This is a genomic window from Rhodococcus sp. D-6 (assembly GCF_040256695.1).
Taxonomy (GTDB): domain Bacteria; phylum Actinomycetota; class Actinomycetes; order Mycobacteriales; family Mycobacteriaceae; genus Rhodococcus; species Rhodococcus pyridinivorans.
This window is the reverse complement of record NZ_CP132970.1, coordinates 2,255,209-2,278,353: the sequence shown is the minus strand read 5'-3', so window position 1 is coordinate 2,278,353 and position 23,145 is coordinate 2,255,209. Positions and strand designations below refer to the sequence as shown.

The 23,145-nt window shown below is 67.9% G+C and carries 19 protein-coding genes; 13 read left to right on the top strand and 6 right to left on the bottom strand.

What is annotated here, in order from left to right:
* Positions 1 to 100: 100 nt before the first annotated feature.
* A complete protein-coding gene (locus tag RBB84_RS10740; protein ID WP_231911912.1) occupies positions 101 to 2,584 on the top strand; it encodes a LuxR C-terminal-related transcriptional regulator in 2,484 nt (827 codons plus the stop codon).
* A 36-nt stretch (positions 2,585 to 2,620) separates the two neighbouring features.
* Here the strand turns inward: RBB84_RS10740 and RBB84_RS10735 are convergent, their stop codons facing one another.
* Positions 2,621 to 3,271 (bottom strand): amino acid-binding protein, encoded by a 651-nt coding sequence (locus RBB84_RS10735; RefSeq protein ID WP_016691181.1) that lies wholly within the window; start codon positions 3,269 to 3,271, stop codon positions 2,621 to 2,623.
* Positions 3,272 to 3,638: 367 nt separating this feature from the next.
* On the opposite strand from RBB84_RS10735, the gene gatC reads away from it, so the two are divergent.
* Positions 3,639 to 3,938, top strand: a complete 300-nt coding sequence (gene gatC / locus RBB84_RS10730) for an Asp-tRNA(Asn)/Glu-tRNA(Gln) amidotransferase subunit GatC (RefSeq protein WP_006554549.1) — start codon at positions 3,639 to 3,641, stop codon at positions 3,936 to 3,938.
* The gene (gene gatA, locus RBB84_RS10725) at positions 3,935 to 5,410 is read left to right on the top strand and encodes an Asp-tRNA(Asn)/Glu-tRNA(Gln) amidotransferase subunit GatA (RefSeq protein WP_006554548.1); all 1,476 of its coding nucleotides are present in this window, start codon (positions 3,935 to 3,937) and stop codon (positions 5,408 to 5,410) included. Before gatC ends, gatA begins: the two co-directional genes overlap by 4 nt.
* Positions 5,411 to 5,494: 84 nt before the next feature.
* On the opposite strand, the gene RBB84_RS10720 is transcribed toward gatA, so the two are convergent.
* Together RBB84_RS10720 and RBB84_RS10715 are read right to left on the bottom strand one after the other, a co-directional pair.
* Positions 5,495 to 6,775 (bottom strand): alpha/beta-hydrolase family protein, encoded by a 1,281-nt coding sequence (locus RBB84_RS10720; RefSeq protein WP_033097741.1) that lies wholly within the window; start codon positions 6,773 to 6,775, stop codon positions 5,495 to 5,497.
* Positions 6,772 to 7,383 (bottom strand): hypothetical protein, encoded by a 612-nt coding sequence (locus RBB84_RS10715; protein ID WP_006554546.1) that lies wholly within the window; start codon positions 7,381 to 7,383, stop codon positions 6,772 to 6,774. Before RBB84_RS10715 ends, RBB84_RS10720 begins: the two co-directional genes overlap by 4 nt.
* Positions 7,384 to 7,517: 134 nt before the next feature.
* Between RBB84_RS10715 and RBB84_RS10710 the strand changes: the two genes are divergently transcribed.
* The 7 genes from RBB84_RS10710 (at position 7,518) to RBB84_RS10680 (ending at position 15,837) form a co-directional block, all read left to right on the top strand.
* Positions 7,518 to 8,717 (top strand): histidine kinase, encoded by a 1,200-nt coding sequence (locus RBB84_RS10710; RefSeq protein WP_156666037.1) that lies wholly within the window; start codon positions 7,518 to 7,520, stop codon positions 8,715 to 8,717.
* An 11-nt stretch (positions 8,718 to 8,728) separates the two neighbouring features.
* Complete coding sequence (locus RBB84_RS10705) at positions 8,729 to 9,406, top strand: response regulator transcription factor (protein WP_033097743.1); 678 nt, start codon at positions 8,729 to 8,731, stop codon at positions 9,404 to 9,406.
* A 213-nt stretch (positions 9,407 to 9,619) separates the two neighbouring features.
* Positions 9,620 to 10,771, top strand: a complete 1,152-nt coding sequence (locus tag RBB84_RS10700) for a hypothetical protein (RefSeq protein WP_156666038.1) — start codon at positions 9,620 to 9,622, stop codon at positions 10,769 to 10,771.
* Positions 10,768 to 11,973 (top strand): DUF4041 domain-containing protein, encoded by a 1,206-nt coding sequence (locus RBB84_RS10695; RefSeq protein WP_033097745.1) that lies wholly within the window; start codon positions 10,768 to 10,770, stop codon positions 11,971 to 11,973. Before RBB84_RS10700 ends, RBB84_RS10695 begins: the two co-directional genes overlap by 4 nt.
* Before the next feature lie 53 nt (positions 11,974 to 12,026).
* Positions 12,027 to 13,055, top strand: coding sequence for a 6-phosphofructokinase (locus tag RBB84_RS10690; protein WP_006554543.1), 1,029 nt, complete (start codon positions 12,027 to 12,029; stop codon positions 13,053 to 13,055).
* Between the two features lie 42 nt (positions 13,056 to 13,097).
* A complete protein-coding gene (gene gatB / locus RBB84_RS10685; protein ID WP_006554542.1) occupies positions 13,098 to 14,606 on the top strand; it encodes an Asp-tRNA(Asn)/Glu-tRNA(Gln) amidotransferase subunit GatB in 1,509 nt (502 codons plus the stop codon).
* A gap of 25 nt (positions 14,607 to 14,631) precedes the next feature.
* Positions 14,632 to 15,837, top strand: coding sequence for a cation:proton antiporter (locus tag RBB84_RS10680; protein ID WP_033097746.1), 1,206 nt, complete (start codon positions 14,632 to 14,634; stop codon positions 15,835 to 15,837).
* Here the strand turns inward: RBB84_RS10680 and RBB84_RS10675 are convergent, their stop codons facing one another.
* Positions 15,838 to 16,983, bottom strand: a complete 1,146-nt coding sequence (locus RBB84_RS10675; protein ID WP_033097747.1) for a PQQ-dependent sugar dehydrogenase — start codon at positions 16,981 to 16,983, stop codon at positions 15,838 to 15,840. It lies immediately after the preceding gene.
* Between the two features lie 77 nt (positions 16,984 to 17,060).
* Here RBB84_RS10675 and RBB84_RS10670 point away from each other — a divergent pair, with 77 nt between their 5' ends.
* The gene (locus RBB84_RS10670; RefSeq protein WP_006554539.1) at positions 17,061 to 17,822 is read left to right on the top strand and encodes a DoxX family protein; all 762 of its coding nucleotides are present in this window, start codon (positions 17,061 to 17,063) and stop codon (positions 17,820 to 17,822) included.
* Between the two features lie 78 nt (positions 17,823 to 17,900).
* On the opposite strand, the gene ilvD is transcribed toward RBB84_RS10670, so the two are convergent.
* Positions 17,901 to 19,742 (bottom strand): dihydroxy-acid dehydratase, encoded by a 1,842-nt coding sequence (gene ilvD, locus RBB84_RS10665; RefSeq protein WP_024101385.1) that lies wholly within the window; start codon positions 19,740 to 19,742, stop codon positions 17,901 to 17,903.
* A gap of 139 nt (positions 19,743 to 19,881) precedes the next feature.
* Complete coding sequence (locus tag RBB84_RS10660) at positions 19,882 to 20,403, bottom strand: PH domain-containing protein (protein WP_033097748.1); 522 nt, start codon at positions 20,401 to 20,403, stop codon at positions 19,882 to 19,884.
* A 266-nt stretch (positions 20,404 to 20,669) separates the two neighbouring features.
* Here RBB84_RS10660 and RBB84_RS10655 point away from each other — a divergent pair, with 266 nt between their 5' ends.
* Positions 20,670 to 22,610: an acetolactate synthase large subunit gene (locus RBB84_RS10655; RefSeq protein WP_082920932.1), complete on the top strand. Its 1,941-nt coding sequence runs from the start codon at positions 20,670 to 20,672 to the stop codon at positions 22,608 to 22,610.
* Positions 22,607 to 23,110 (top strand): acetolactate synthase small subunit, encoded by a 504-nt coding sequence (gene ilvN / locus RBB84_RS10650; RefSeq protein WP_006554535.1) that lies wholly within the window; start codon positions 22,607 to 22,609, stop codon positions 23,108 to 23,110. Before RBB84_RS10655 ends, ilvN begins: the two co-directional genes overlap by 4 nt.
* Positions 23,111 to 23,145 lie beyond the last annotated feature (35 nt).

The window sequence follows — 23,145 nt, the reverse complement described above, 5'->3', positions numbered from 1 at the left end:
GGCGAAATCCGTCATTTCCCCCGCCGGCTGCTAATATTTGCACATACTTGTGAGTCCGTTTCGAGGGCGATGCTGCCCGGATGCGAAAGGGATAGTGGACGTGCCGAGAACACTGCCTTTGTCCCGTCGCCGATTGTTCTCCGTTCTGTCCGCGCATTCCGAACTCGCCGTGATCCTCGGTGGCCCCTTCTCCGGCAAGACGACCCTCGTCGACACGTGGCTGGCGACCGACCCGTGTCCCGAGTGGGCGCCGGTGGTGATTCCCGAACCCGCGCACGACGTCACACCCGAGACCTACTGGGCGACGGTGTCATCGTTGCTGTGCACCTCCCTCGGAGTCGACGAACCCGTTGCGGCGGAAGGCTCCTTCGACTCGTTGTGTTCGATACTGGTCCGGCACCCCCGGCCCGTGATGTTCGTGCTCGACGGTGTCCGGTCGGTCGAAGCGATCGAAGACCGGGTCGGGCAGTTGCTGCGGCTCGGGCCGCAGGTGCGGATGGTGGTCACCAGCAGGGCCGCAGGCTCGTGGGCCGAACTTGTCGACGGACACCCGCACAGGACGATCGTCGGCGACGACGACCTGGCGTTCACCGTGGACGAGACCGCTGCACTGTGCCGGCTCTTCGGACTTGCGCGGGACCAACGCACCATCGAGTGGATCACCCGCCGCACCGAAGGATTCGCCGCATTCGTCGCGGCGGTGTGTGCGACGCTGCGCGCCGAGAAGCCGGATCGGGTCTACGGCACCGACGCCCTCGACGTCCTGGTCGACTCGACCGTCGATCTCGTCGTCATGCATGTCGTGGCCGCGGATCCCTCACTGGCACTGTCCTCCCGCTCGGTCCTCGTCTCCGCCGCACCCAACACGGTGACGGAGTCGTCGATTTCGGCTCTACCGCACATCGACGACAGCGACGCCTTCCTCACCGCGCTGACCGAGTCGGGACTGATCGAGGCCTGCTCGACGGACGAGGACTCCACGGACGGCGAGACCGCCTGGCGCTATCCCGAGGTCGTCCACAGATCACTCCTGCGGGTGGGCAGCGCCGAATACCCGAAGGAGCTGTGGGATGCGCGGTCGGCTCTCATCGACTACTGGTTGCAGCGCTCGCGTCCGGACATCGCCCTCGAACATGCCGTGGAGCGGCGCGACTGGCGATGCGCGATCGACATCGTCGAGAAGAACTGGGTGGCACTGTACGGAAGCGGATCGCTCCGCTCCCTGGGGATCGTGCTGCTCGAGCTGCTCCCCGACGACATGACGACCAACGATCGCACCGTCGCGTCGCTGCGGACGATCACCGGTGCCCGGAACAAGGCGGGAGAGCCGGAACAGTGGGCCTTCCCTCGATCCTTCGAAACGATCCTTCGCCTCGGAGGTCTCCGGATGCAGGGTGCCTACGACGAGGCGATGGAAGTGTGCGACGGCCTGGCCACCGAACCCGTGCCGAATTTCGAGACGCTGGACGGCACGACCCGGCACGCCCACGGACTGAAATACCTCAACTTCGGCACCGTCTACCTCCTCGGCGGACGCACCACCGATGCCGGAACGATGCTGCGCCGTGCCCACACGGCGGGTCGCGGTGTGTTCGTCGAGCGAGAGGCCGCGGGCAAACTCGCGCTCCTCGAAGCCCTCCGGGGCCGGACCCACGAGGCGACCCGGTGGATCGAGGAGGAGCTCCGGCATCCGCCGATCATGGGAGAGGCCGAGGCCCTCATCCGTACGGCGGGCCTGGTCGCCACCGCGCTCGTGGCCCTCGACAGGCTCGACACCGGCACGGCCTTCCGCGCGCTCTCCGAACTCGGCACTCCCCGCCACACGGAAGAGTTGTGGGCGGCCGTCATGTACGCGCGGGGGCGACTGGCGCTGCTGAGCGGTGTGCCCGCCGACGGCCTGCTGTACATCGATTCGGAACTTCAGCACTTCTCCCATCGCCTCACCGGTATCTCCGCGGTGTTGGTCGATGCCGCGCGTGCCGACCTGCACCTCGCGCTCGGCGAGGCCCGCGCGGCGCGCGAGCTGGTCGACAGCTCGACGCACCCCCTCACGGCTCCGGCCCGTGCGCGATTGCGTCTGCTCGGCGGCGATCCCGGAGGCGCGGAGGTGATCGTGCATCGTGGGGATGCCGCCCGTGAGCACTGTCCGGCCGTCGGTGCGGAACTCGCCCTGATCGGATCGGTGGCGTCTCTGAGACTCGGTCGCCGCACCGATGCGCGACGGCATCTCCAGCGGGCCGTGGTGCTGGCGGAACATGCCGGGGTGACACGGCCGTTCGTCGGAGTCCCGCCCTCGGCCGTGCGCGACATCCTGTCGCTCGGGGTCGACCTGCCGATCGATCTCGACCCGGCGATGGCCGAGTACGGCATCTTCCGCGAGATCCGTGTCGTCGTACGGCTGACCCCACGCGAGCGCGCGGTCCTCGACGCATTGCTCGCCGGCGGCACGGCGAGCACGATCGCCAAGGAACAGTTCGTCACCCTCAACACCGTCAAGACCCAATTGCGTTCCCTCTACCGGAAACTGGGCGTGCATTCGCGTGAGGAAGCGATCGCGCAGGCGCACAGGCTCGTCGTCGGCTGAGACCCTTTCCCGAAGCTGCGACCGGAACCCGGGGGACTATCGGAGGACGGTGCCGACGATGCCCGCGAAGTAACCGATGCGTGCGATCTCGGACGGACGGAACTCCGGTCCGCCGGGGCGGCCGAGGACGAGGACGCGTTCGGGCGAGCCGAGGGGCGCGGCCGCGAGCATCGTGTCCATGTCGCGCCAGAGTTGCGGCACCCACTCACCGTCGTGGTCGAGCAGGGTGGCCTCGGCGAGCGGCATCCAGGGCACGCCGTTGAGGTGGGTCTCCGGCGAACCGGGGCTCCCCGCGATGCGGAAGATGCCGTTCGGGCCGACTCCGAGCACGGTTGCCCAACCCACGCGGAGCACCCGGGGAGCGCCGTCGACGAGGATCTGGATGCGGTCGTCGCGGGCGGCGGCGACGTGATCGATCAGTTCGAGTTCGCGATGGGTGTCGAGGATTCCGGCGTAGGGCCGGATCGAGTCGACCGTCACACCGGGCAGGGCCTCGGCCGCGGTGAGGAGCGTGTCGGGGAGCTTGCCCGGCTCGACGTCGACGACGAGATCGTCGATCGCGAAGTCCGTGCCGCGTTCGACGACGTCGAGCGACAGGATGTCGGCGCCGACCGAACCGAGCGCCAGGGCGAGCGAGCCGAGGCTACCGGGACGATCGGGGAGCCTGACACGCAAGAGGTACGACACGTGAGTCCTTTCCCCAGTCGGTTTCGTGCCGTCGACGAACGCCACATCGACGGCACATGGTGCGCCGGCATCCGAGTGCCGGCCCAGGGGCCCGTGTCGACCTCTGGCAGACCACATCCTTGCACCTCGGCGCCGGCGTCCGGGACGGCGCAGATCCGAAATTATGCCGACCCCATCGATAATCCCCGGTCGCGACGGTGCATGTCACACGAACGCAACACAGCGTTGCGAAGCTTGCAACATCGGCGGACGGGACGCGACGCCGACCGGGCGACGAGTGATGTCGCCGAACCGCGTGCGCCGTCGCTTCCAGGACGCATTACCCTGGACAGGACGTTCACTCTCCATCGGAAAGGGGCCATTCACGGTGCCTGCCATCTCCCGTGACGAGGTCGCGCATCTCGCCCGGTTGTCCCGGCTTGCGCTGACCGATGCCGAACTCGACGAGTTCGCCGGTCAGTTGGATTCGATCCTCAACCACGTCAAGGCGGTGTCGGAGGTGGCCGCGGACGATGTGGCTCCCATGGCGAACCCGAACGCCGTCACCAACGTGACGCGACCCGACGTCGTCGTCCCCGGTCTCACACCCGAGCAGGCGCTCTCCGGTGCGCCGGCCGTCGAGGAGGATCGCTTCTCGGTCCCGCAGATCCTGGGAGAGGGCGAATGAGCACGGATACGACACGCCTCGACGCCGCGACTCTGGCGTCGAAGATCCATGCCGGCGAACTGTCGTCGGTGGAGGTCACCCAGGCCCACCTCGATCGCATCGCCGAGGTCGACGGTGAGTACAACGCCTTCCTGCACGTCGCCTCCGAGCAGGCGCTCGCCGCCGCGGACGAGGTCGACCGTGCCGTCGCCGCGGGCGAGAAACCGGCCTCGGCGCTCGCCGGTGTGCCGCTCGCGCTCAAGGACGTGTTCACCACCACGGACATGCCCACCACGTGCGGTTCGAAGATCCTCGAGGGCTGGGTCTCGCCCTACGACGCGACGCTCACCACGAAGCTGCGCGAGGCCGGGATCCCCATCCTCGGCAAGACCAACATGGACGAGTTCGCGATGGGTTCGTCCACCGAGAACTCGGCCTACGGCCCCACCCGCAACCCGTGGGACACCAGCCGTATCCCGGGTGGCTCGGGTGGCGGTTCCGCTGCGGCGCTCGCGTCGTATCAAGCACCCCTCGCGATCGGCACCGACACCGGTGGCTCGATCCGCCAGCCCGCCGCTGTCACCGCCACCGTCGGCACCAAGCCCACCTACGGCACGGTCTCTCGGTACGGCCTCGTCGCCTGTGCGTCGTCGCTCGACCAGGGTGGTCCCTGCGGCCGCACCGTCCTCGACACGGCGCTGCTGCACGAGGTCATCGCCGGGCACGACCCGCGCGACTCGACGTCGGTGAACGCCCCCGTGCGTCCCGTCGTGGAGGCGGCGCGCCAGGGTGCGGCCGGCGACCTGAAGGGCCTGAAGGTCGGCGTGGTCAAGGAGTTGCACTCCGACAGCTACCAGCCCGGCGTGCTCTCGTCGTTCGATGCGGCGGTCGAGACGCTCACGAAGCTCGGTGCGGAGGTCGTCGAGGTCTCGTGCCCGCACTTCGAGTACGCGCTCGCCTCGTACTACCTGATCCTGCCGTCGGAGGTCTCCTCCAACCTGGCCCGCTTCGACGCGATGCGGTACGGCATGCGCGTCGACGACGGCACGATGAGTGCCGAGCAGGTCATGGCCGCGACCCGCGCCGCCGGTTTCGGCAAGGAGGTCAAGCGCCGCATCATGATCGGCACCTACGCGCTGTCCTCCGGCTACTACGAGGCCTACTACGGTCAGGCACTCAAAGTCCGGAGCCTCATCGCGCAGGACTTCGACAAGGCCTACGAGCAGGTCGACGTGCTGGTCTCGCCCACGAGCCCGTTCACGCCGTGGAAGCTCGGCGAGAAGGTCGACGATCCGCTGGCGATGTACCTGTCCGACCTGTGCACGCTCCCGACCAACCTCGCGGGGCACTGCGCGATGTCGGTGCCGTCCGGCCTCTCGGCGGACGACGGTCTCCCCGTCGGTCTGCAGATCATGGCCCCGGCTCTGGCCGACGAGCGCCTGTACCGCGTGGGTGCGGCCTTCGAGGCGGCACGAGGACCCATCGTCGCCTGATCCTTTCCCACACCACGACCCGTCGTGCCGTTCGTCGGCCGGCGGGTCGCGGTGTATCCGGACGCCGATCCGTGTGGGCGCGATCTACCCGTCGGCGGAGATGCACCGCGCCTGATCGTCGCCGTAGCGATGACCGTGACCGGGTGCCGCCTCGAGCGAGGTGAGCAGGTCCACCGTTGTGTTCACGAACGACACCACCGGCAGCCACGGCGGGGTCGGGGCATCGGCGCGCGCATGCGACAGATCGGGCGGCGACCACAGCAGCGACGGCCGCCACCACACCACCGGGTCGGAGGTGTTCGCCCGGACACTCGCACCGGCGGTGCGGACCCCCGCGGGTGGCCCCGCGAGGAACAGTGCACACGGCTCCGGTTCGTCGTCGAAGACGGCGCTCGCGCCGGACGCTCCCAGAGACTGCCCGTAGACGTGCAGGGCGGGGCGTCGCTCGTCGGGCAGCGTGGACAGGTACGCCCGCAAGGCGGTGACGAGCGCGCGGGCCTCCTCCTCCGCAGCACCGCGATCGAGGACGAAGGTCACCCAGCTCGGCATGTCCGAGTACTGCTGGGCGACGATGGCGACATCGTCGCCCCACCGGTCCTCGAAGCCGCGAACCGCAGCGGCATCGACCCAGCCCGAGCCGGTCGGCACGGCCACCACGAGATGCGGTCGGTCGAAGGCTCTCGCCCGGCGGAGTTCGTCCACCGCGAACTCGGCGCGCGCAGACGGATCCGGCGCGGCCGACAACGGTATGTAGATCCGGATCGGTGACCCCTCGGAGGGCAGGGACACGAACTTCTGCCCTTCTCGACCCAACCGGTTCCACAACACCGCCGATCCCACGCCACCCGACAATCCCGCCGAGAGCGCGGTGGGGGAGGCGACCGTGTCGACCGCCCCTCCGGTTGAGAAGGCCGCCGTGGTGCCGATCCCAACCGTGGCGCCGATTCCCAGCGTCGCGGCGACGGCCACCGCCACCCCGCGTCGCGACAGGAGGTGCACGAGGCGCGGAAGGGCGAGCAGCGCCGCGACGACCACGATCGCGACTGCCAGTGCCTCCAGCCACCAGCGCACATCCAGCGCCGGGACCGCCATCGCCTCCCGCAGACCGTTCTGCCACCGATGCGCACCGGCGGCCGTGACCAGAACGACGGATCCGCCGACGAGGCCGACGGGCACACGCAGTTCCGGTCTCGCCGGCCGCGGAGCCCGACCGGTCCGCCGCCTCGCGGTCACGACGAGACGGAGAACGGCCAGCGCGACCACGACGAACACCCCTGTGACGACGCCCTGCACGACCGACTGTCGCGGCAGCAGGGGAGGGGCGAGGGAGATCACCGTCGCGAGAACCACCGTGAGGATCGTCATCGCCGTACCTTTCGTGCCGTGAAGCCCAGAGCGACCGAGCCCGCAGCGACGGCCAGGGCCCACGGCGATTCCGCGACAGGTGTCCGGTGACCCTGTCGCCACGAGTTGAATTCCACTGCTGCAGAAGAAATCCCTGCGATCGGCGTGCAGGAGGGGATGCCGGGTTCGGAACGGCAGACGGTGTCGAGATGCCGTGCGAACAGACCGTCGAGGTCGCGGCGGGCACCGGTGTCCAGCTCGCCACCGGTGGTGTGGGCGTACCGCAGGAGGTCGTACCCGAGATCGTGCACCCGGCATGCCGATTCGAACGCCGCCGGCAGCGGCACCGGGGCGGAGCAGTCACCTTCGGGGTCGGCGAGCACCGTCGTCCCGTCCGCCCACTGTTCGACGATCGGCGCATACCCCATCACGGCGGTGAAATCGGCCGGCAGGGACGACAGTGCTCCCTCCGCGTCGTCGGCGACGAGCGCCGTCACCGTCGCTGCGGCCGCGGCGTCCTCCGTCGGGGGCGCGGCGGAGTGGGCGAGCGCCCCCGGCACGGCGGCATATGCTGCGGTGGCGAGGAAGGCGACCGACGCGACTCGGACCGCTGCGGATCTCACTGTCATGCCGGTGACGCTAGGAACGCGCAGCCCTGCACCGGACCCCGCGACGGAGCGATCTCGAGGAGGCCGACACCACCCGCAGAGCTATGCGGATCTCACCCCCAGGTATGAGGACAGTCGAGACCCCGGCTCCTAGCGTGGGTGAGGTGAAAGAGCTTGCGAAGTCCGGCGTGAGAACCGCGGGACGCCTGGGCCGGGGACGGTGGAGCGTTATCACCGTGGTCACCGTGACGTTGATCCTCTATGCGATCGCGTGGCCGACGCTGCCCCTGACCCACGACGTCTCCCCACCCCTGTTGCCGCTGATCTCGGGGATGGCGGTGTTCCCGTTCCTCCTCGTGCTCGTCCGGCCGGCGCTCGGGTGGGCGGTGGCCGCGGCGGCGGGACTCGTCATCCCGATAGCGTTCGACCTGGTCCCCGGCTACGACTATCCGTGGCAGGTCGTGCACATCATGGTGATGCTCGCGCTGGTGTTCGCCGTGGCGATCCGCGAGGAGATCCGGATCGTCCTCGTCGTCTGGGTCTCGACGGTTCTGCTCTTCGCGGCCTTCGTCCCCGGCAGCGACGGCTGGGGCTGGGGGATCGGGATCAGCGCGCTGGTGGTGTTCGGGCTGTTGGTGCGCTGGCTGGTGATCTCCCGACGGCAACTCGCCCAGCAGGAGGAAGCCAGCGAGCTCGAACGTGCACGGCGCGCCATCCTCGAGGAGAAGGCGCACATCGCACGCGACCTCCACGACATCGTTGCCCATCACATGTCGATGATCGTCGTGCAGGCGCAGAGCGCGCCCTACCGGCTCCCGGACGTGAACGACGACGTGCGCGCCGAATTCGACGCCCTCGGTGCGACCGCACGGGAGGCGCTGAACGAGGTCCGCACCCTGCTCGGAGTACTCCGCAGCGACGGGCAGCTCCCCGAACACGAACCGCAGCCCGACATCGACCGCATCGGTGAGCTGTTCGAGTCCTCCCGCCGAGCCGGGATGGCGCTCGAGACGGAGACGGTCGGCGTCCCCGCACCCGTCTCCGACGGTGTCGGACTCACCGTCTACCGGATCCTGCAAGAGTCTCTGGCGAACGCGGCCCGGCACGCACCCGGCACCCGCGTGTCCGCACGACTGCAGTGGGAGCCGGCGACCGTCACGGTGGAGGTGACCAACGGGCCGGCCTCGCCCGGTCAGGTCGACACCACCGTTCGGCAGTCGGACCGCAGCGGCGGCAACGGAATCCTCGGCATGGTCGAACGTGCGTCCGTCGTGGGCGGGCAACTCGTCGCCCATCCCCGCCCCGGCGGCGGATTCGAGGTCCGAGCGGTTCTCCCGGTGCTGACCGGGGCCTAAGGTGGGTGCCGATGACCGAACCGCACCCTCCCATCACCGTGTTCATCGCCGACGACCAGGCAATGGTCCGGCAGGGCTTCGGAGCACTGCTCGGAGCCCAGCCCGACATCAGCGTCGTCGGCGATGCCCCCGACGGTCGAGCGGCTGTCTCGGAGGTCGCGCGACTGCGGCCCGACGTCGTCCTCATGGACGTGCGCATGCCCGAGATGAACGGTCTCGACGCGGCGCGGCACATCCTTGCCGACACCCGTGAGCCGCGGTCGAAGGTGCTCATGCTCACCACCTTCGACCTCGACGACTACGTCTACGAGTCGCTCGGGATGGGAGCAAGCGGGTTTCTGCTCAAGGACGCCCCCGCCGACGAACTCGTGCGGGCCGTGAGGGTGGTCGCCGATGGTCAGGCACTGCTCGCGCCGACCGTCACCCGTCGCCTCATCGCCGACGTCACCAGCCGGCGCCGGCCGGCGAGAGGGCGCGACCGCGTCCTCGATCCGCTGACCCCGCGCGAACTCGAGGTGCTGGAACTGATCGCACACGGCCTGTCGAACACCGAGATCGCAGAACGATTGTTCGTCGCCGAGCAGACCGTGAAGACCCACGTCGGCAAGGTTCTCGCAAAACTGCACCTGCGCGACCGGGCACAGGCCGTGGTGCTCGCCTACGAGTCCGGTCTCGTCACACCCGGCTAAAGACATCGATACAGGTCGGTCGACATGGAGTGAAGACTCGTCGATGTAGGTGTGCCTGTCAGGATTCGTCGTCGATCTTGTGGTGTATCAAGAGGTATGGCACGACGACGTGGGTTCTTCGCCGAACTCCAGCATCAACAGCGGCTGGCTGCGCAGCGACAAGCGCAACAGCAGAGGGCAGCAGTCCGGGAGCACAACCGGACCGTTGCTGCCATGCAACGAGCCGCACGTGAGCGAGAACGCGCCGAGGCAGCAGCACAGCGTGCGGCAGCTGCCGATCGTGCCAGGTTGGAGAAGGAAGCGAAGGTCGCATACGTAGCGCAGCGAGAGGCGGAGGCAGCCCAGGAAAACGCGCTGATCGCCACGCAACTCGAGGACATCGAGGACTTGCTGGCAGCCACCCTCGATGTGGACGATTGGGTCGATCTCGAAGCGCTGAAACAGTCGGTCGAAAGGCGAAGCTTTCACCCTCCGGGCGATTTGCAGACGCCCACGCAGCAACCTCAGTACTTCGCACTACCCGATCAACCGCGCTTCGTGCCTCCGAGCACGCCGTCGGGACTCGCCGCCGCGTTGGGAGGAAATCGCCGATACAACGCTGAACTCTCCGCGGCTGCAGAAGTCCACAGGGAGCACATGCGTGGCTGGTGGGATGCCTTCCAGGAGACATTCCGACAGAACGCAGTCCTTCGTGACCGCTGGCGCACCTACGAACGCGAACGCTACCGGCGGCTCGAACAGTCGATGCGCGCGCACGAGGCCGCCGAAGAACGCCGTCTACGCGATGTGGAGGTTGCCAACGAGAAACTCGACAGATTGATTGCCGGGTTGCGCCGTCGCGAACCTGCCGCGCTGGAGGAGTACGTCGGTATCGTTCTGGCGAATTCGGCTTATCCCGAATGCTTCGACGTAGTGCACGAGTACAGCTACAACTCCGAGGATCTGGAAATGAAGGTTTCGGTTGCCGTTCCTGCACCTAGGGAATTTCCGTCCATCAAATCGGTTCGATATGTGAAGGCGAGCGACGAGATCGTTCGGACTCCGCTCTCCGCAACCGACCTGAAGCGGCGGTACAACAACGCGGTGAATCAAGTGGCGCTGCGAACCGCACACGAAGTGTTCGAGGCAGACCGTGAAGCCGTGATCGACGCCGTGTCGCTCACCGTTGTGGCGGATGCCGTGGACCCCGCTACCGGGCGTGATGCCACAGTGGCACTCCTGCAATTGGCTGTGGACCGAGAAACGTTCATGGCTCTGGATCTGTCACGCGTGGAGCCCGCCCAGACGTTGAAGCATCTGTCTGCTGCAGTGTCGAAGAATCCGTACGGGCTGGTGCCCTTGGCCGGGACGGGAGTTCGAGGATGACCGACGCTCAGGAAACGATCACTGCTCTCCGTCGCACGTTGATCGCCAAGGAGCGGGAGGCAGCCGAACTCGTCGACCGTGTGGCGGAGTTGACCGCTCAATTGTCGGCGCGGCCCGTTTCCCCATCACAAGGCGCACCGGTCGGAAGAGATCTTCCCTCGGACGATCGGTTGATCACCGTCGAAGACGCCCTCGTGCTTCAGGAGGTCGGTCTCTACGAGTATCACCACCCATTGGAGAACGCCGCTGCCTACCAAGAGCGATTGGAGGAACTGCGGGACGAGATCCGGTCGTCGATCACAGACGGTCGCGCCATCGAGGTGGGCAAACAGTTCAGCTTCAACAATTCCCTCGCAGAAGGCCGTCGCCTCACTCGTGATCTCGGCAAGTTGATGCTGCGCGCATACAACGCAGAGGCCGAGAACTGTGTCCGCGCGATTCGGGCTGGGAATCTGCAGACCGCGATCAAGCGCCTGGACAAGGCCGCTACCGATATCGAGAAGCTGGGCGCCTCGATGCAGATGCGGATCGACCCGGCATATCACCGTCTCCGCATCACCGAGATCGAACTGACGGCCGACCATCAGATGAGACTCAGCGAGGAACGCGAGGCCGCCCGAGAAGAGCGCGAACGACTTCGCGAAGAACGCAAGGTCGAGCAGGAACTCGCTCGCAGGAGGCAGGAACTCGACAAAGAGCGGGAACACTATCGAAACGTGCTTGCTCGCATCCAGGATCCGGCCCAGCGTGCCGATGCCGAGCGAGAGATCGCCCGGTTGGACGCAGCGATAGCCGACAACGACTACCGCGCGGCGAATATCCGGGCCGGCTATGTGTACGTGATCTCGAACATCGGTGCTTTCGGACGAAACGTCGTCAAGATCGGACTCACGCGTCGGCTCGACCCCATCGACAGAATCCGAGAACTGAGCGGTGCCTCGGTACCGTTTCCGTTCGATGTACACGCTCTGTACTTCTCGGACGATGCCGTCGCGTTGGAGAACGAACTCCACAAGGAGTTCTCGAAGTACCGGGTCAACCATGCGAACGTGCGCCGCGAGTTCTTCTTCGCGAGCCCGGAACAAGTCCGCGATGTACTCGCGACCAAGGTCGGTAACCTGCTCGAGTACACCACCGAACCCGAAGCAACCCAGTACTTCCAATCCGTGCGATATTGGCCCGAGTCTCCACTGCGGTCCTAGCTCTCGAAAGGCAGGATTGGTACCGGCACGAAGTCGAGTCCATGGAGGTATGGATGACGAGGATCGGAATTCTCACCAGTGGCGGGGACTGCCCCGGGCTCAACGCGGTCATCCGCGGTGCGGTGCTCAAGGGCACCGAGGTCCACGGACAGGAGTTCGTCGGATTCCTCGACGGCTGGCGCGGTCTCGTCGAGGGCGATGTGATCCCGTTGGACCGCAGCCGTGTTCGCGGTCTCGCCCAGCAGGGTGGCACGATCCTCGGCACGAGCCGGTTCGGTCCGTACCAGGGACCCGACGGTGGGGCACAGAACATCCAGAAGACCCTCGGCCGCCTCGGGATCGACGCGGTGATCGCCATCGGGGGAGAGGGCACCGCTGCCGCCTCGAAGCGACTGTTCGGTGAAGGGATCCGCATCGTCGGTGTGCCGAAGACGATCGACAACGACCTCAGCCACACCGACTACACCTTCGGTTTCGACACGGCCGTCGAGATCGCGACGGTGGCGATCGACCGTCTCCGCACCACCGGCAACTCCCACAAGCGGTGCATGGTGCTCGAGGTCATGGGCCGGCACGCCGGATGGATCGCATTGCACGCGGGTACTGCCGGTGGTGCACACGCCATCCTCATCCCCGAACACCCCGAGAGCCTCGAACAGATCTGCGAGTGGGTGACCAGCGTCCGCGACCGCGGGCGTTCGCCGATGGTTGTCGTCGCTGAGGGCTTCACACTGCCCGAGATGGAGGAGGCGTACTCCACCAAGGGGCTCGACGGATTCGACCGGCCGCGTCTCGGCGGTATCGCGGAGGTGCTCGCGCCGCTCATCGAGAAGCACACCGGCGTCGAGACCCGCGCGACGGTGCTCGGTCACATCCAACGGGGCGGTGTCCCCACGGCATTCGACCGGGTGCTCGCCACGCGACTCGGCATGGCGGTGACCGATCTCGTCGCCGAGGAGGATTGGGGGCGCATGGTCGCGCTGCACGGCACCGACATCGCTCGGGTCGATTTCGACGAGCTCGCCGAACCGAAGTACGTGCCCGACGAGCGCTATCAGGAGATGCGGATCCTGTTCGGGTGAGGCGGCGCGTCGGCACTGTCGGCGCCGTCTAAAATCGACACCATGACTGCCTCCGTGTCCGCTGACCTGCTCGCCTACGACGACGTGCTCGCGAAGTTCGAGCCCGTGATGGGCATGGAGGTGCACGTCGAGCTGCACACCGCCACCAAGATGTTCTGCGGCTGCCCGACCACCTTCGGCGCCGAGCCCAACACGCAGGTGTGTCCGGTCTGCCTCGGTCTGCCGGGGGCGCTGCCCGTCGTCAACCAGGCCGCGGTCGAGTCCGCGATCCGCATCGGCCTCGCGCTGAACTGCTCGATCACCCCGTGGGGTCGCTTCGCGCGTAAGAACTACTTCTACCCGGATCAGCCGAAGAACTACCAGATTTCGCAGTACGACGAGCCGATCGCCACCGACGGATATCTCGATGTCGTACTCGATGACGGCACCACCTGGCGGGTCGACATCGAGCGCGCGCACATGGAGGAGGACACCGGCAAGTCGCTGCACGTCGGTGGCGCCACCGGTCGCATCCACGGTGCGAGCCACTCGCTGCTCGACTACAACCGCGCCGGTGTGCCGCTCGTCGAGATCGTCACCAAGCCGATCGTCGGTGCCGGCGAGCGCGCCCCCGAGGTCGCCCGCGCCTACGTCACCGCCCTGCGCGACCTGCTCGAGGCACTCGACGTCTCCGACGTCCGCATGGACCAGGGTTCGATGCGGTGCGACGCGAACATCTCGCTGATGCCCATCGGCGCGAAGGAGTTCGGTACCCGCACCGAGACGAAGAACGTCAACTCCCTCAAGTCCGTCGAGGTGGCCGTGCGCTACGAGATGCGGCGCCAGGCGGCCGTACTGGTCTCCGGTGGTGAGGTGATCCAGGAGACCCGGCACTTCCAGGAGGCCGACGGCACCACCTCGCCCGGTCGCCGCAAGGAGACCGCCGAGGACTACCGCTACTTCCCGGAGCCCGACCTCGAGCCGATCGCGCCCGACGCCGCCTGGGTCGAAGAGCTGCGCGCGACGCTGCCCGAGCTGCCGTGGCTGCGCCGCGCCCGCATCCAGGCCGACTGGGGTGTCTCCGACGAGGAGATGCGCGACCTCGTCAACGCCGGAGCGCTCGACCTCGTCATCGCGACCACCGAGGCCGGCGCCCCCGCCTCGGAGGCCCGCTCGTGGTGGGTCGCCTACCTGGCCCAGCAGGCCAACACCCGCGGTGTCGAACTCGCCGAACTGCCTATCACACCCGAACAGGTCGCCCGCGTCATCGCGCTGGTGGCCGACGGCAAGCTGACGAACAAGCTGGCCCGTCAGGTCGTCGACGGTGTGCTCGCCGGTGAGGGCGAGCCCGACGAGGTGGTCGCCGCTCGCGGTCTCGAGGTCGTGCGCGACGATTCGGCGCTGCAGGCCGCGGTCGACGCCGCGCTGGCCGCCAACCCCGACATCGCCGACAAGATCCGCTCCGGCAAGGTTCAGGCGGCCGGCAAGATCGTCGGCGACGTCATGAAGGCCACTCGCGGACAGGCCGATCCGGCGCGCGTGAAGGAACTCGTCATCGCTGCGTGCAGTTGATCTTGCGCGGCTAGAGTAGCGGCGCATGGACGCTGCTGTCGCCACCTCGCTGTTCTGGATCGCCGTCGCGGCGGTGCTGGCACCGCTGATCGCCGGCGCCGTCCCGCGTCGGCTGGTGCCCGAGGTCGTGCTGCTGCTGGTGACCGGTGTCCTCATCGGCCCCTACGCGTTCGACCTCGCGGAGACGGGCAGCGAGATCGGCATCCTGCGCGAACTCGGCCTGGGGATGCTCTTCCTGCTCGCCGGATACGAGATCGACCCCGCCGAGTTGCGCGGGCGGGGTGGGCGCCGCGCGATGCTCACCTGGTGCGTGTGCATGCTGTTGGCGCTCGGTACCGTCGCCGCCCTGGGAGCGGTCGGCCAGGTGCACGCCGAGATTGCCGTGGCGATCGCCCTGACATCCACAGCGCTGGGGACGCTCCTGCCGATCCTCGCCGACCGCGGGCTCGTCGCGACCCCACTCGGACGCTCGGTGCTCAACCACGGGGCGTTCGGAGAGCTGCTGCCCGTCGTGGCCATGGCGACCCTGCTCGGTGCGCGCGGCGCACTCGGCTCGCTGATCGTCCTGCTGGCGTTCGCGGTCGTGGCCGTCGCCGTCGCCGTGCTGCCGACCTGGATCCTGCGGGAGGGCTCACGGTTCACCCAGTTCGTCCGGCTCGGCTCCGACACCACCGCCCAGATCCCGGTGCGCCTGACGATGTTGCTGCTCGTCGGACTCATCGCCGTCGCGGCCGTCTTCGATCTCGACATCATTCTCGGGGCCTTCGCGGCCGGTTTCATCCTGCGCCGCACGATCCCGGCGGGCGACGAGCGGCTCGAGAAGAAGCTCGACGGTCTGGGCTACGGCTTCCTCATCCCGATCTTCTTCGTCACCTCGGGCATGGCGATCGACGTCGGTGCCGTCGTGAGTGCCCCGGGGATCCTGCTGGCATTCCTCGGACTGCTCGTCCTGGTGAGGGGTGTACCGGTGTTCGTCGCATCGCGCCTCGAACGCGACGAGACCGGCAACCGCATGTTCGGAACCGCCGAACAACTGCAGATCGCCCTGTACTCCACTACGGGTCTGCCACTGATCGTCGCGGTCACCGGCGTCGCGGTGAGTGCCGATCAGATGACGAACGCGAGCGCGTCGATCCTCGTGGCGGCGGGCGCCGTCACCGTCCTCGTTCTCCCGATGCTCGCGGGGCTGCTCCACCACCCCGCTGCGGCGGAGACACCGGGGCGGGCATGATCAGTCGAATCCGCCGCCACCGACCGGGAACTGGATGCGGATGACGCGGTCGTCGTTCGGTCCCGGTTCGGCGCCGGACTTGTTGACCGTCGAGACCCACAGCAGGCCGTCGGGCGACGAAGAGGCGCCGCGCAGCATGCCGTAGCGGTCCTCCGCCGCGAGGACGGGGGACGCCGTGACCGCGCCGGTCCCCGGATCGGTAGCAACGACCGCGACGGCCTTCGCGTCGGTGAGCGAGATCGCGATCCCGTCGGGAGCCGCCGCGCACCCGGCGACACCGGGCCGCTCGGGCCACGTCCAGGCCGGGCCGGTGCCGGTCGAGCCGTCGACCCCGACACGTTGGAGCCGGTCCTCGAGGGGAGTGCGGTCGGTGATCCACAGGTTGCCGTTCGGATCGCGGCACACATCGCCCGCGGTGCCGATCCCCGACAGCATCACCGAGGGAGTGGGTGCTGCGCCGGGTGCCGGGAGCGGCAGGTTCAGGAGCTTGCCGGACAGGACGTTCGGATCGTTTGCGGCCGCTGCGTTTCCGGCGTCGCCGGTCAGGACGGCGAGCTCGGTGGGCGAGACGAATTCGATGGCGCCGGAATTGCCCGTCGCGCCGCGCGGGATTCCCGTCAGCACGTCCTTGGGAGTGTCGCCCGCGGCGATGCGGACCACGCGGTTGTCCGAGGCCGTGGTGATGTAGGCGTAGAGCAGTCGGTCCTCGGCGAAGGTGGGGGAGAGTGCCACGTCCAGGAGCCCACCGTCCCCGGATCCATCGACCGGGATCGTCGCGATCTCCACCGGCTCGGTCTCCGGCGCGACCTGCAGTATCCGACCCGTCCGGCGCTCGGTGACGAGCGCGGAGTTGCCGTCGGGCATCGTCACCAGGCCGCCGGTGACGTCGAGGCAGGTCGCGATCACGGACGGGTCGGGATCGACACACGGCCCCGGAGGCTTGGGGGAGGCGCTCGGCGTGGTCGTCTCGGTGGGGTCCTGGGGCCCGACGCCCGGTCCCGGATCGAAGGTGGGTTCGGGAGTGAACGGGCTCGATGCGGAGTCGTCGAAGCGGGCGCAGGACGGGACGGCGAGGACTCCGACGGCGAGCGCCGCCGCTGCCGCACGTACGCCCCACGAACCCGTCCACCGCGTACCCCGTGTCATGCCGCAAACGTTACCGGCACGACGCGCGCACCCGCGGATGCCGGGTGTGGGGGCAGTCACGGGCCTAGGCTGGGAGCGTGGCCGACAACAAGAACGGTGGCATACCGGACGCGGGTTCGAGTTCCTACGGAAACCAGCCCGACGAGCACACACTCGAGATGCACCGACCACGCGAGTCGTATCTCGGATCCGACGATGACTTCGGCGCAGGCGGAACTCCCCTCGGCAGCGACGCCTACGCCGCTCCCACCGAGCAGATGTACCGGCCGGAGCCGGTCTACGGTGCGGATACGGGCGGCGCGGTGGTCGCCGGCGAACAGGCCCCGGCGAAGGTGCGCCGCGGAACGCTCGACCTCGGTCTGTTCGTCCTGCGTGCGGCGGTCGGGGCGATCCTCGTCGCCCACGGACTGCAGAAGCTGGTGGGTCTGTGGAACGGGCCTGGACTCGACGGTTTCGAGTCGTTGCTCCGCGATGCGGGATACCAGCAGCCCGCCGTGCTCGCGATCGTCGGCGCGGTCGGTGAGATCGCAGCCGGAGGACTGCTCGTCCTGGGTCTGCTCACCCCGTTCGCCGCTGCCGCGATCGTCGCGATCATGGTCAACGCGGTGCTGTTCAAGCACGAACTCGAACCGGGCGTCCAGTTCTTCGCCGCCGAATCGTCGGGCTTCGAATTCGAGGCCCTCCTCGTCGCCTGCGCGGTGGCGATCACCCTCACCGGACCGGGACGCATCGCGATCGACGGACGACGCGGGTGGGCGACGCGTCCGTTCCTGGGCTCGTTCGTCGTGCTGCTGCTGGGTGTGGCGGCCGGCGTGTGCCTGTGGATCTTCGGACGCTGACATACGAAGGACGGACACCAGGCGAGGGCCCCGCGATCGGGATGATCGCGGGGCCCTCGTTCCTGCTGTCGTGAGGTGTTACGGCACGCGCCGGACGGCACCCTTGTCGGCGGAGGTCGCCAGAGCGGCGTAGGCGCGCAGTGCCTTCGAGACCGTGCGCTCACGGTCGACGGGCTGCCACGGACGCTCGGAGGCCTCCATCTTCGCGCGACGATCCGCGAGCACCTCGTCCTCGACGAGCACCTCGAGGGTGCGGGTCGCGACGTCGATGCGGATCCGGTCGCCCTGCTCGATCAGGCCGATCACACCACCGGACGCGGCCTCGGGGGAGACGTGCCCGATGGACAGACCGGAGGTGCCGCCCGAGAAGCGACCGTCGGTGATCAGGGCACACACCTTGCCCAGACCGATGCCCTTGAGGAAGGAGGTCGGGTGCAGCATCTCCTGCATGCCGGGGCCGCCGGCCGGGCCCTCGTAGCGGACGACGACGACGTCGCCGGCCTTGATCTTCTTGCCGAGGATGACCGAGACGGCCTCCTCCTGCGACTCGACGACGTAGGCCGGGCCCTCGAAGTGGAACAGATCCTCGTCGATACCGGCGGTCTTGAGGATCGCGCCGTCCGGTGCGAGATTGCCGCGCAGCACGCACAAGCCGCCCTCGACGGTGTAGGCGTGCTCGATGTCGCGGATGCAACCGTTCGCGGCATCGGTGTCGAGCGACGACCAGCGGTTGTCCGTCGAGAACGGTTCGGTGGTGCGCACACCGCCCGGTGCGGCGTGGAACAGTTCGAGGGCCGTCTCGGACGCCTTGCCGGAACGGATGTCCCAGGTGTCGAGCCACTCGTCGAAGCTCTTCGTGTGGACCGTGGAGACGTCGGTCTCGAGCAGACCACCGCGGCGCAGCTCGCCGAGGATGGCGGGGATTCCGCCGGCGCGGTGCACGTCCTCCATGTGGTAGTCGGAGTTCGGGGAGACCTTCGCCAGGCAGGGCACCCGGCGGCTGATCTCGTCGATGGTGGTGAGATCGAAGTCGACCTCACCCTCCTGCGCGGCGGCGAGGGTGTGCAGCACGGTGTTGGTGGAACCACCCATGGCGACGTCGAGCGCCATTGCGTTGCGGAAGGCGGCCGGGGTGGCGATGTTGCGCGGAAGCACCGACTCGTCGTCGTCGCGGTAGTAGCGCAGGGCGGCCTCGACGATCGTCCGGCCGGCGGTCTCGAACAGTGCGCGTCGCGCCTCGTGGGTGGCGAGGGTCGAACCGTTGCCGGGCAGCGCGAGACCGAGAGCCTCGGTGAGGCAGTTCATCGAGTTTGCGGTGAACATGCCCGAGCACGAACCGCAGGTCGGGCACGCGCTGCGCTCGACCTCGTCGAGTCCCGCGTCGTCGACGGCCTCGCTGGCGGAGGCCGAGATGGCGGTGATGAGGTCGGTGGGGGCCTGCGCGACACCGTTGACGACGACCGCCTTGCCGGCCTCCATCGGACCACCGGAGACGAAGACCGTCGGGATGTTCAGGCGCATCGCGGCATTGAGCATGCCCGGGGTGATCTTGTCGCAGTTCGAGATGCACACCAGTGCATCGGCGGTGTGCGCGTTGACCATGTATTCGACGGAGTCGGCGATGATCTCGCGGCTCGGCAGCGAGTAGAGCATGCCGCCGTGGCCCATGGCGATGCCGTCGTCGACTGCGATGGTGTGGAACTCGCGCGCCACGCCGCCCGCTTCGCGCACGGCCTTCGCGACGATCTCACCGACGTCCTTGAGGTGGACGTGACCGGGTACGAACTGCGTGTAGGAGTTCGCGATGGCGACGATCGGCTTGCCGAAGTCGGAATCGGTCAGGCCGGTGGCGCGCCACAGGGAGCGCGCTCCCGCGGCGTTTCGTCCGACGGTGGTGGTGCGTGACCTCAACGGGGGCATGGGCTGACTTCCTTGACGGTGACTGGTGCGCAATCGGCCGGGCCGCGTCCGGGCGCCGGGCTGGGCGGATCCGGGCAACGGCACCGACGAATCTACTCGCGTGCTTCCGGATGCCTCTATTCGCACCCGGTCGCGAGGATCAGGAGGAGCGGTCCCCCTTCTTCTCGACGGTGACTGCGTCGTCGGTGGTTTCGGCATCCGGACCGGCTTCGGCGGCCGCCTTCTCGCGGAATGCCTTCTCCTCGGCGAGCTGTGCGGCCGCGTACGGATCGGTGATGCGGCCTCCGCTGGCCTCCGACAGCTGCGGCAGCCGGCCGAAGGTGACGACCGGCAGTGCGACCTCGCTGCCGTCGGTGAGCCGTGCGCGGGCCCAGCCCCGCTTCGGGAACCGGAGGCCGTCGAGTTCGTCCCACTTCAGGTTCGTCGTCTTGAAGGTCGCTCGCGCGACGATGCCCTCGGGGCCGACGACGGTGCGTACCCGCACGACCCAGGCGGCGACGAGGAACGGGATGATCAGCGTCCATGCGAAGGCCTCCGGCCACGCCAGCGCGGGGGAGGCGAGGGCGAGGAACAGCAGAGCGCACGCGAGGAAGGACAGTCGCGAGATCTGGATGACCTGCGTCGTCGAATCGGGCGTGTGGGATGATGGGGGCGGTGGCACGGGCTGCTGGGAAGATGACACCTCTACATCTTCGCACTGCAGCCGCGGCATCTCACATTCTGGGACAGTGGACCGCACCAAGTTGACTGTCTGGACACCATGCGCCTACCGTCGAGCGCGTGAATCAGAATGGGTTGCTCGTAATCGGCCGGCGCGTCGTCGCCTGAGCCGCATTTCGCAACTCGCCCACGACGCGCCACCCTCGTACAGCAGACTTGCTGACGAGGGTTTTTTGTTGCCCGGAGCCAGAATCAGAGGAATTCGCAGTGAGCGCACCAACCGCACGGCCTCAACCCTCGCCGCGAAAGCCGGGGTCCGCCACCCCGACTCCCGCAGCTGCCGCGACGCAGCCCGCCAATCGACGCCAGGTCGCCCCCGAGCGGGTCACCGGCGCCCAGTCGGTGGTCCGCGCACTCGAGGAACTCGAGGTCGACACGGTATTCGGCATTCCCGGCGGCGCGATCCTGCCCGTCTACGACCCGATCTTCGATTCGCGGCGCGTGCGCCACGTGCTCGTCCGTCACGAGCAGGGCGCCGGGCACGCTGCCACCGGTTACGCCCAGGCCACCGGCAAGGTCGGCGTGTGCATGGCCACTTCCGGTCCGGGCGCGACGAACCTCGTCACCCCGCTCGCCGACGCGCAGATGGACTCCGTGCCCCTCGTCGCGATCACCGGCCAGGTCGGTCGCCCGCTCATCGGTACCGACGCCTTCCAGGAAGCCGACATCTCCGGCATCACGATGCCGATCACGAAGCACAACTTCCTGGTCACCGACGGCGCCGACATCCCGCGCATCCTGGCCGAGGCGTTCTATCTCGCCTCCTCGGGCCGACCGGGCGCGGTCCTCGTCGACATCCCCAAGGACATCCTCCAGGCACAGACCACCTTCAGCTGGCCGCCGAAGATGCACCTGCCCGGCTACCGCCCGGTGACGAAGCCGCACGGCAAGCAGGTCCGCGAGGCCGCGCGACTGATCGCCGACGCGAAGAACCCGGTGCTGTACGTCGGCGGCGGTGTCATCAAGGCCGAGGCGTCGGCCGAGCTGCTCGAGCTCGCCGAGCTGACCGGCATCCCGGTCGTTACGACGCTCATGGCCCGCGGTGCGTTCCCCGACAGTCACAACCTGCACTGCGGCATGCCCGGCATGCACGGCAACGTCGCCGCGGTGGCCGCACTGCAGAAGAGTGACCTGCTCATCACCCTCGGTGCCCGCTTCGACGACCGCGTCACCGGTCAGCTGGACTCCTTCGCGCCCGACGCCAAGGTCATCCACGCCGACATCGACCCGGCGGAGATCGGCAAGAACCGGCACGCCGACGTGCCGATCGTCGGTGACTGCAAGGAGGTCATCGTCGAACTGCTCGAGGCGATCCGCGCCGACCTGGCGACCGGCACGAAGCTCGACTACACGGCATGGTGGGCCTACCTCGACGACATCCGTCGCACCTACCCGCTGAGCTACGACCGTCCCACCGACGACACCCTGTCGCCGCAGTACGTCATCCAGGCCGTCGGTAAGCTCGCCGGTCCCGACGCGATCTACTGCGCAGGCGTCGGTCAGCACCAGATGTGGGCGGCGCAGTTCGTCGACTACGAGAAGCCGCGCACCTGGCTCAACTCCGGTGGTCTCGGCACCATGGGCTACGCGGTGCCCGCCGCGATGGGCGCCAAGATGGGTTGCCCCGACACCGAGGTGTGGGCCATCGACGGCGACGGCTGCTTCCAGATGACCAACCAGGAACTCGCGACGTGCGCCGTCGAGGGTGTGCCGATCAAGGTCGCGCTCATCAACAACGGCAATCTCGGCATGGTCCGGCAGTGGCAGACCCTCTTCTACGAGGAGCGATACTCGAACACCGACCTGGCGACGCACTCGCTACGCATCCCCGACTTCGTCAAGCTCGCCGAGGCCCTCGGCTGCGTGGGCATCCGCGTCGAGCGCGAGGAAGACGTCGAGCCTGCGATCCGCCGGGCGCAGGAGGTCAACGATCGTCCCGTCGTGATCGACTTCATCGTCGGCAAGGACGCGCAGGTGTGGCCGATGGTCGCCGCCGGCACGAGCAACGACGAGATCATGGCGGCTCGCGACATCCGGCCGCTGTTCGACGACGACGCCGCTGCCGACGATCCCGCCGTCATCCACGAGACCATCGACGCGCTCGAAACCCGCAGCGAGAACGCTGCGGCCCAGGAGGAGACCAAGTGAGCACGAGTCACACCCTCAGTGTTCTCGTCGAGGACAAGCCGGGCGTGCTCGCCCGAGTCGCATCGCTGTTCTCGCGACGCGGCTTCAACATCGAATCCCTTGCCGTCGGTGGCACCGAGGTGCCCGACATCTCGCGGATGACGATCGTGGTGACCGTCGACGAGTTCCCGCTCGAGCAGGTCACCAAGCAGCTCAACAAGCTCGTCAACGTCATCAAGATCGTCGAGCAGGAGGACGAGGCGTCCGTCGCCCGCGAACTCGTGCTCATCAAGGTGCGCGCCGACGCGAGTGTACGCACCCAGGTCATCGAGACGGTGAATCTGTTCCGCGCCAAGGTGATCGACGTCTCGCCCGAGTCGCTGACCATCGAGGCGACCGGTACGCGGTCCAAGCTCGACGCGCTGTTGCGCATGCTCGAACCGTACGGAATCCGCGAGATCGTCCAGTCCGGTGTCGTCGCCGTCGGACGCGGTCCGAAGTCCATCACGGCTACCCGTTAGCCTTAACACACCCATACTTGCTGAAAGAGGTAATC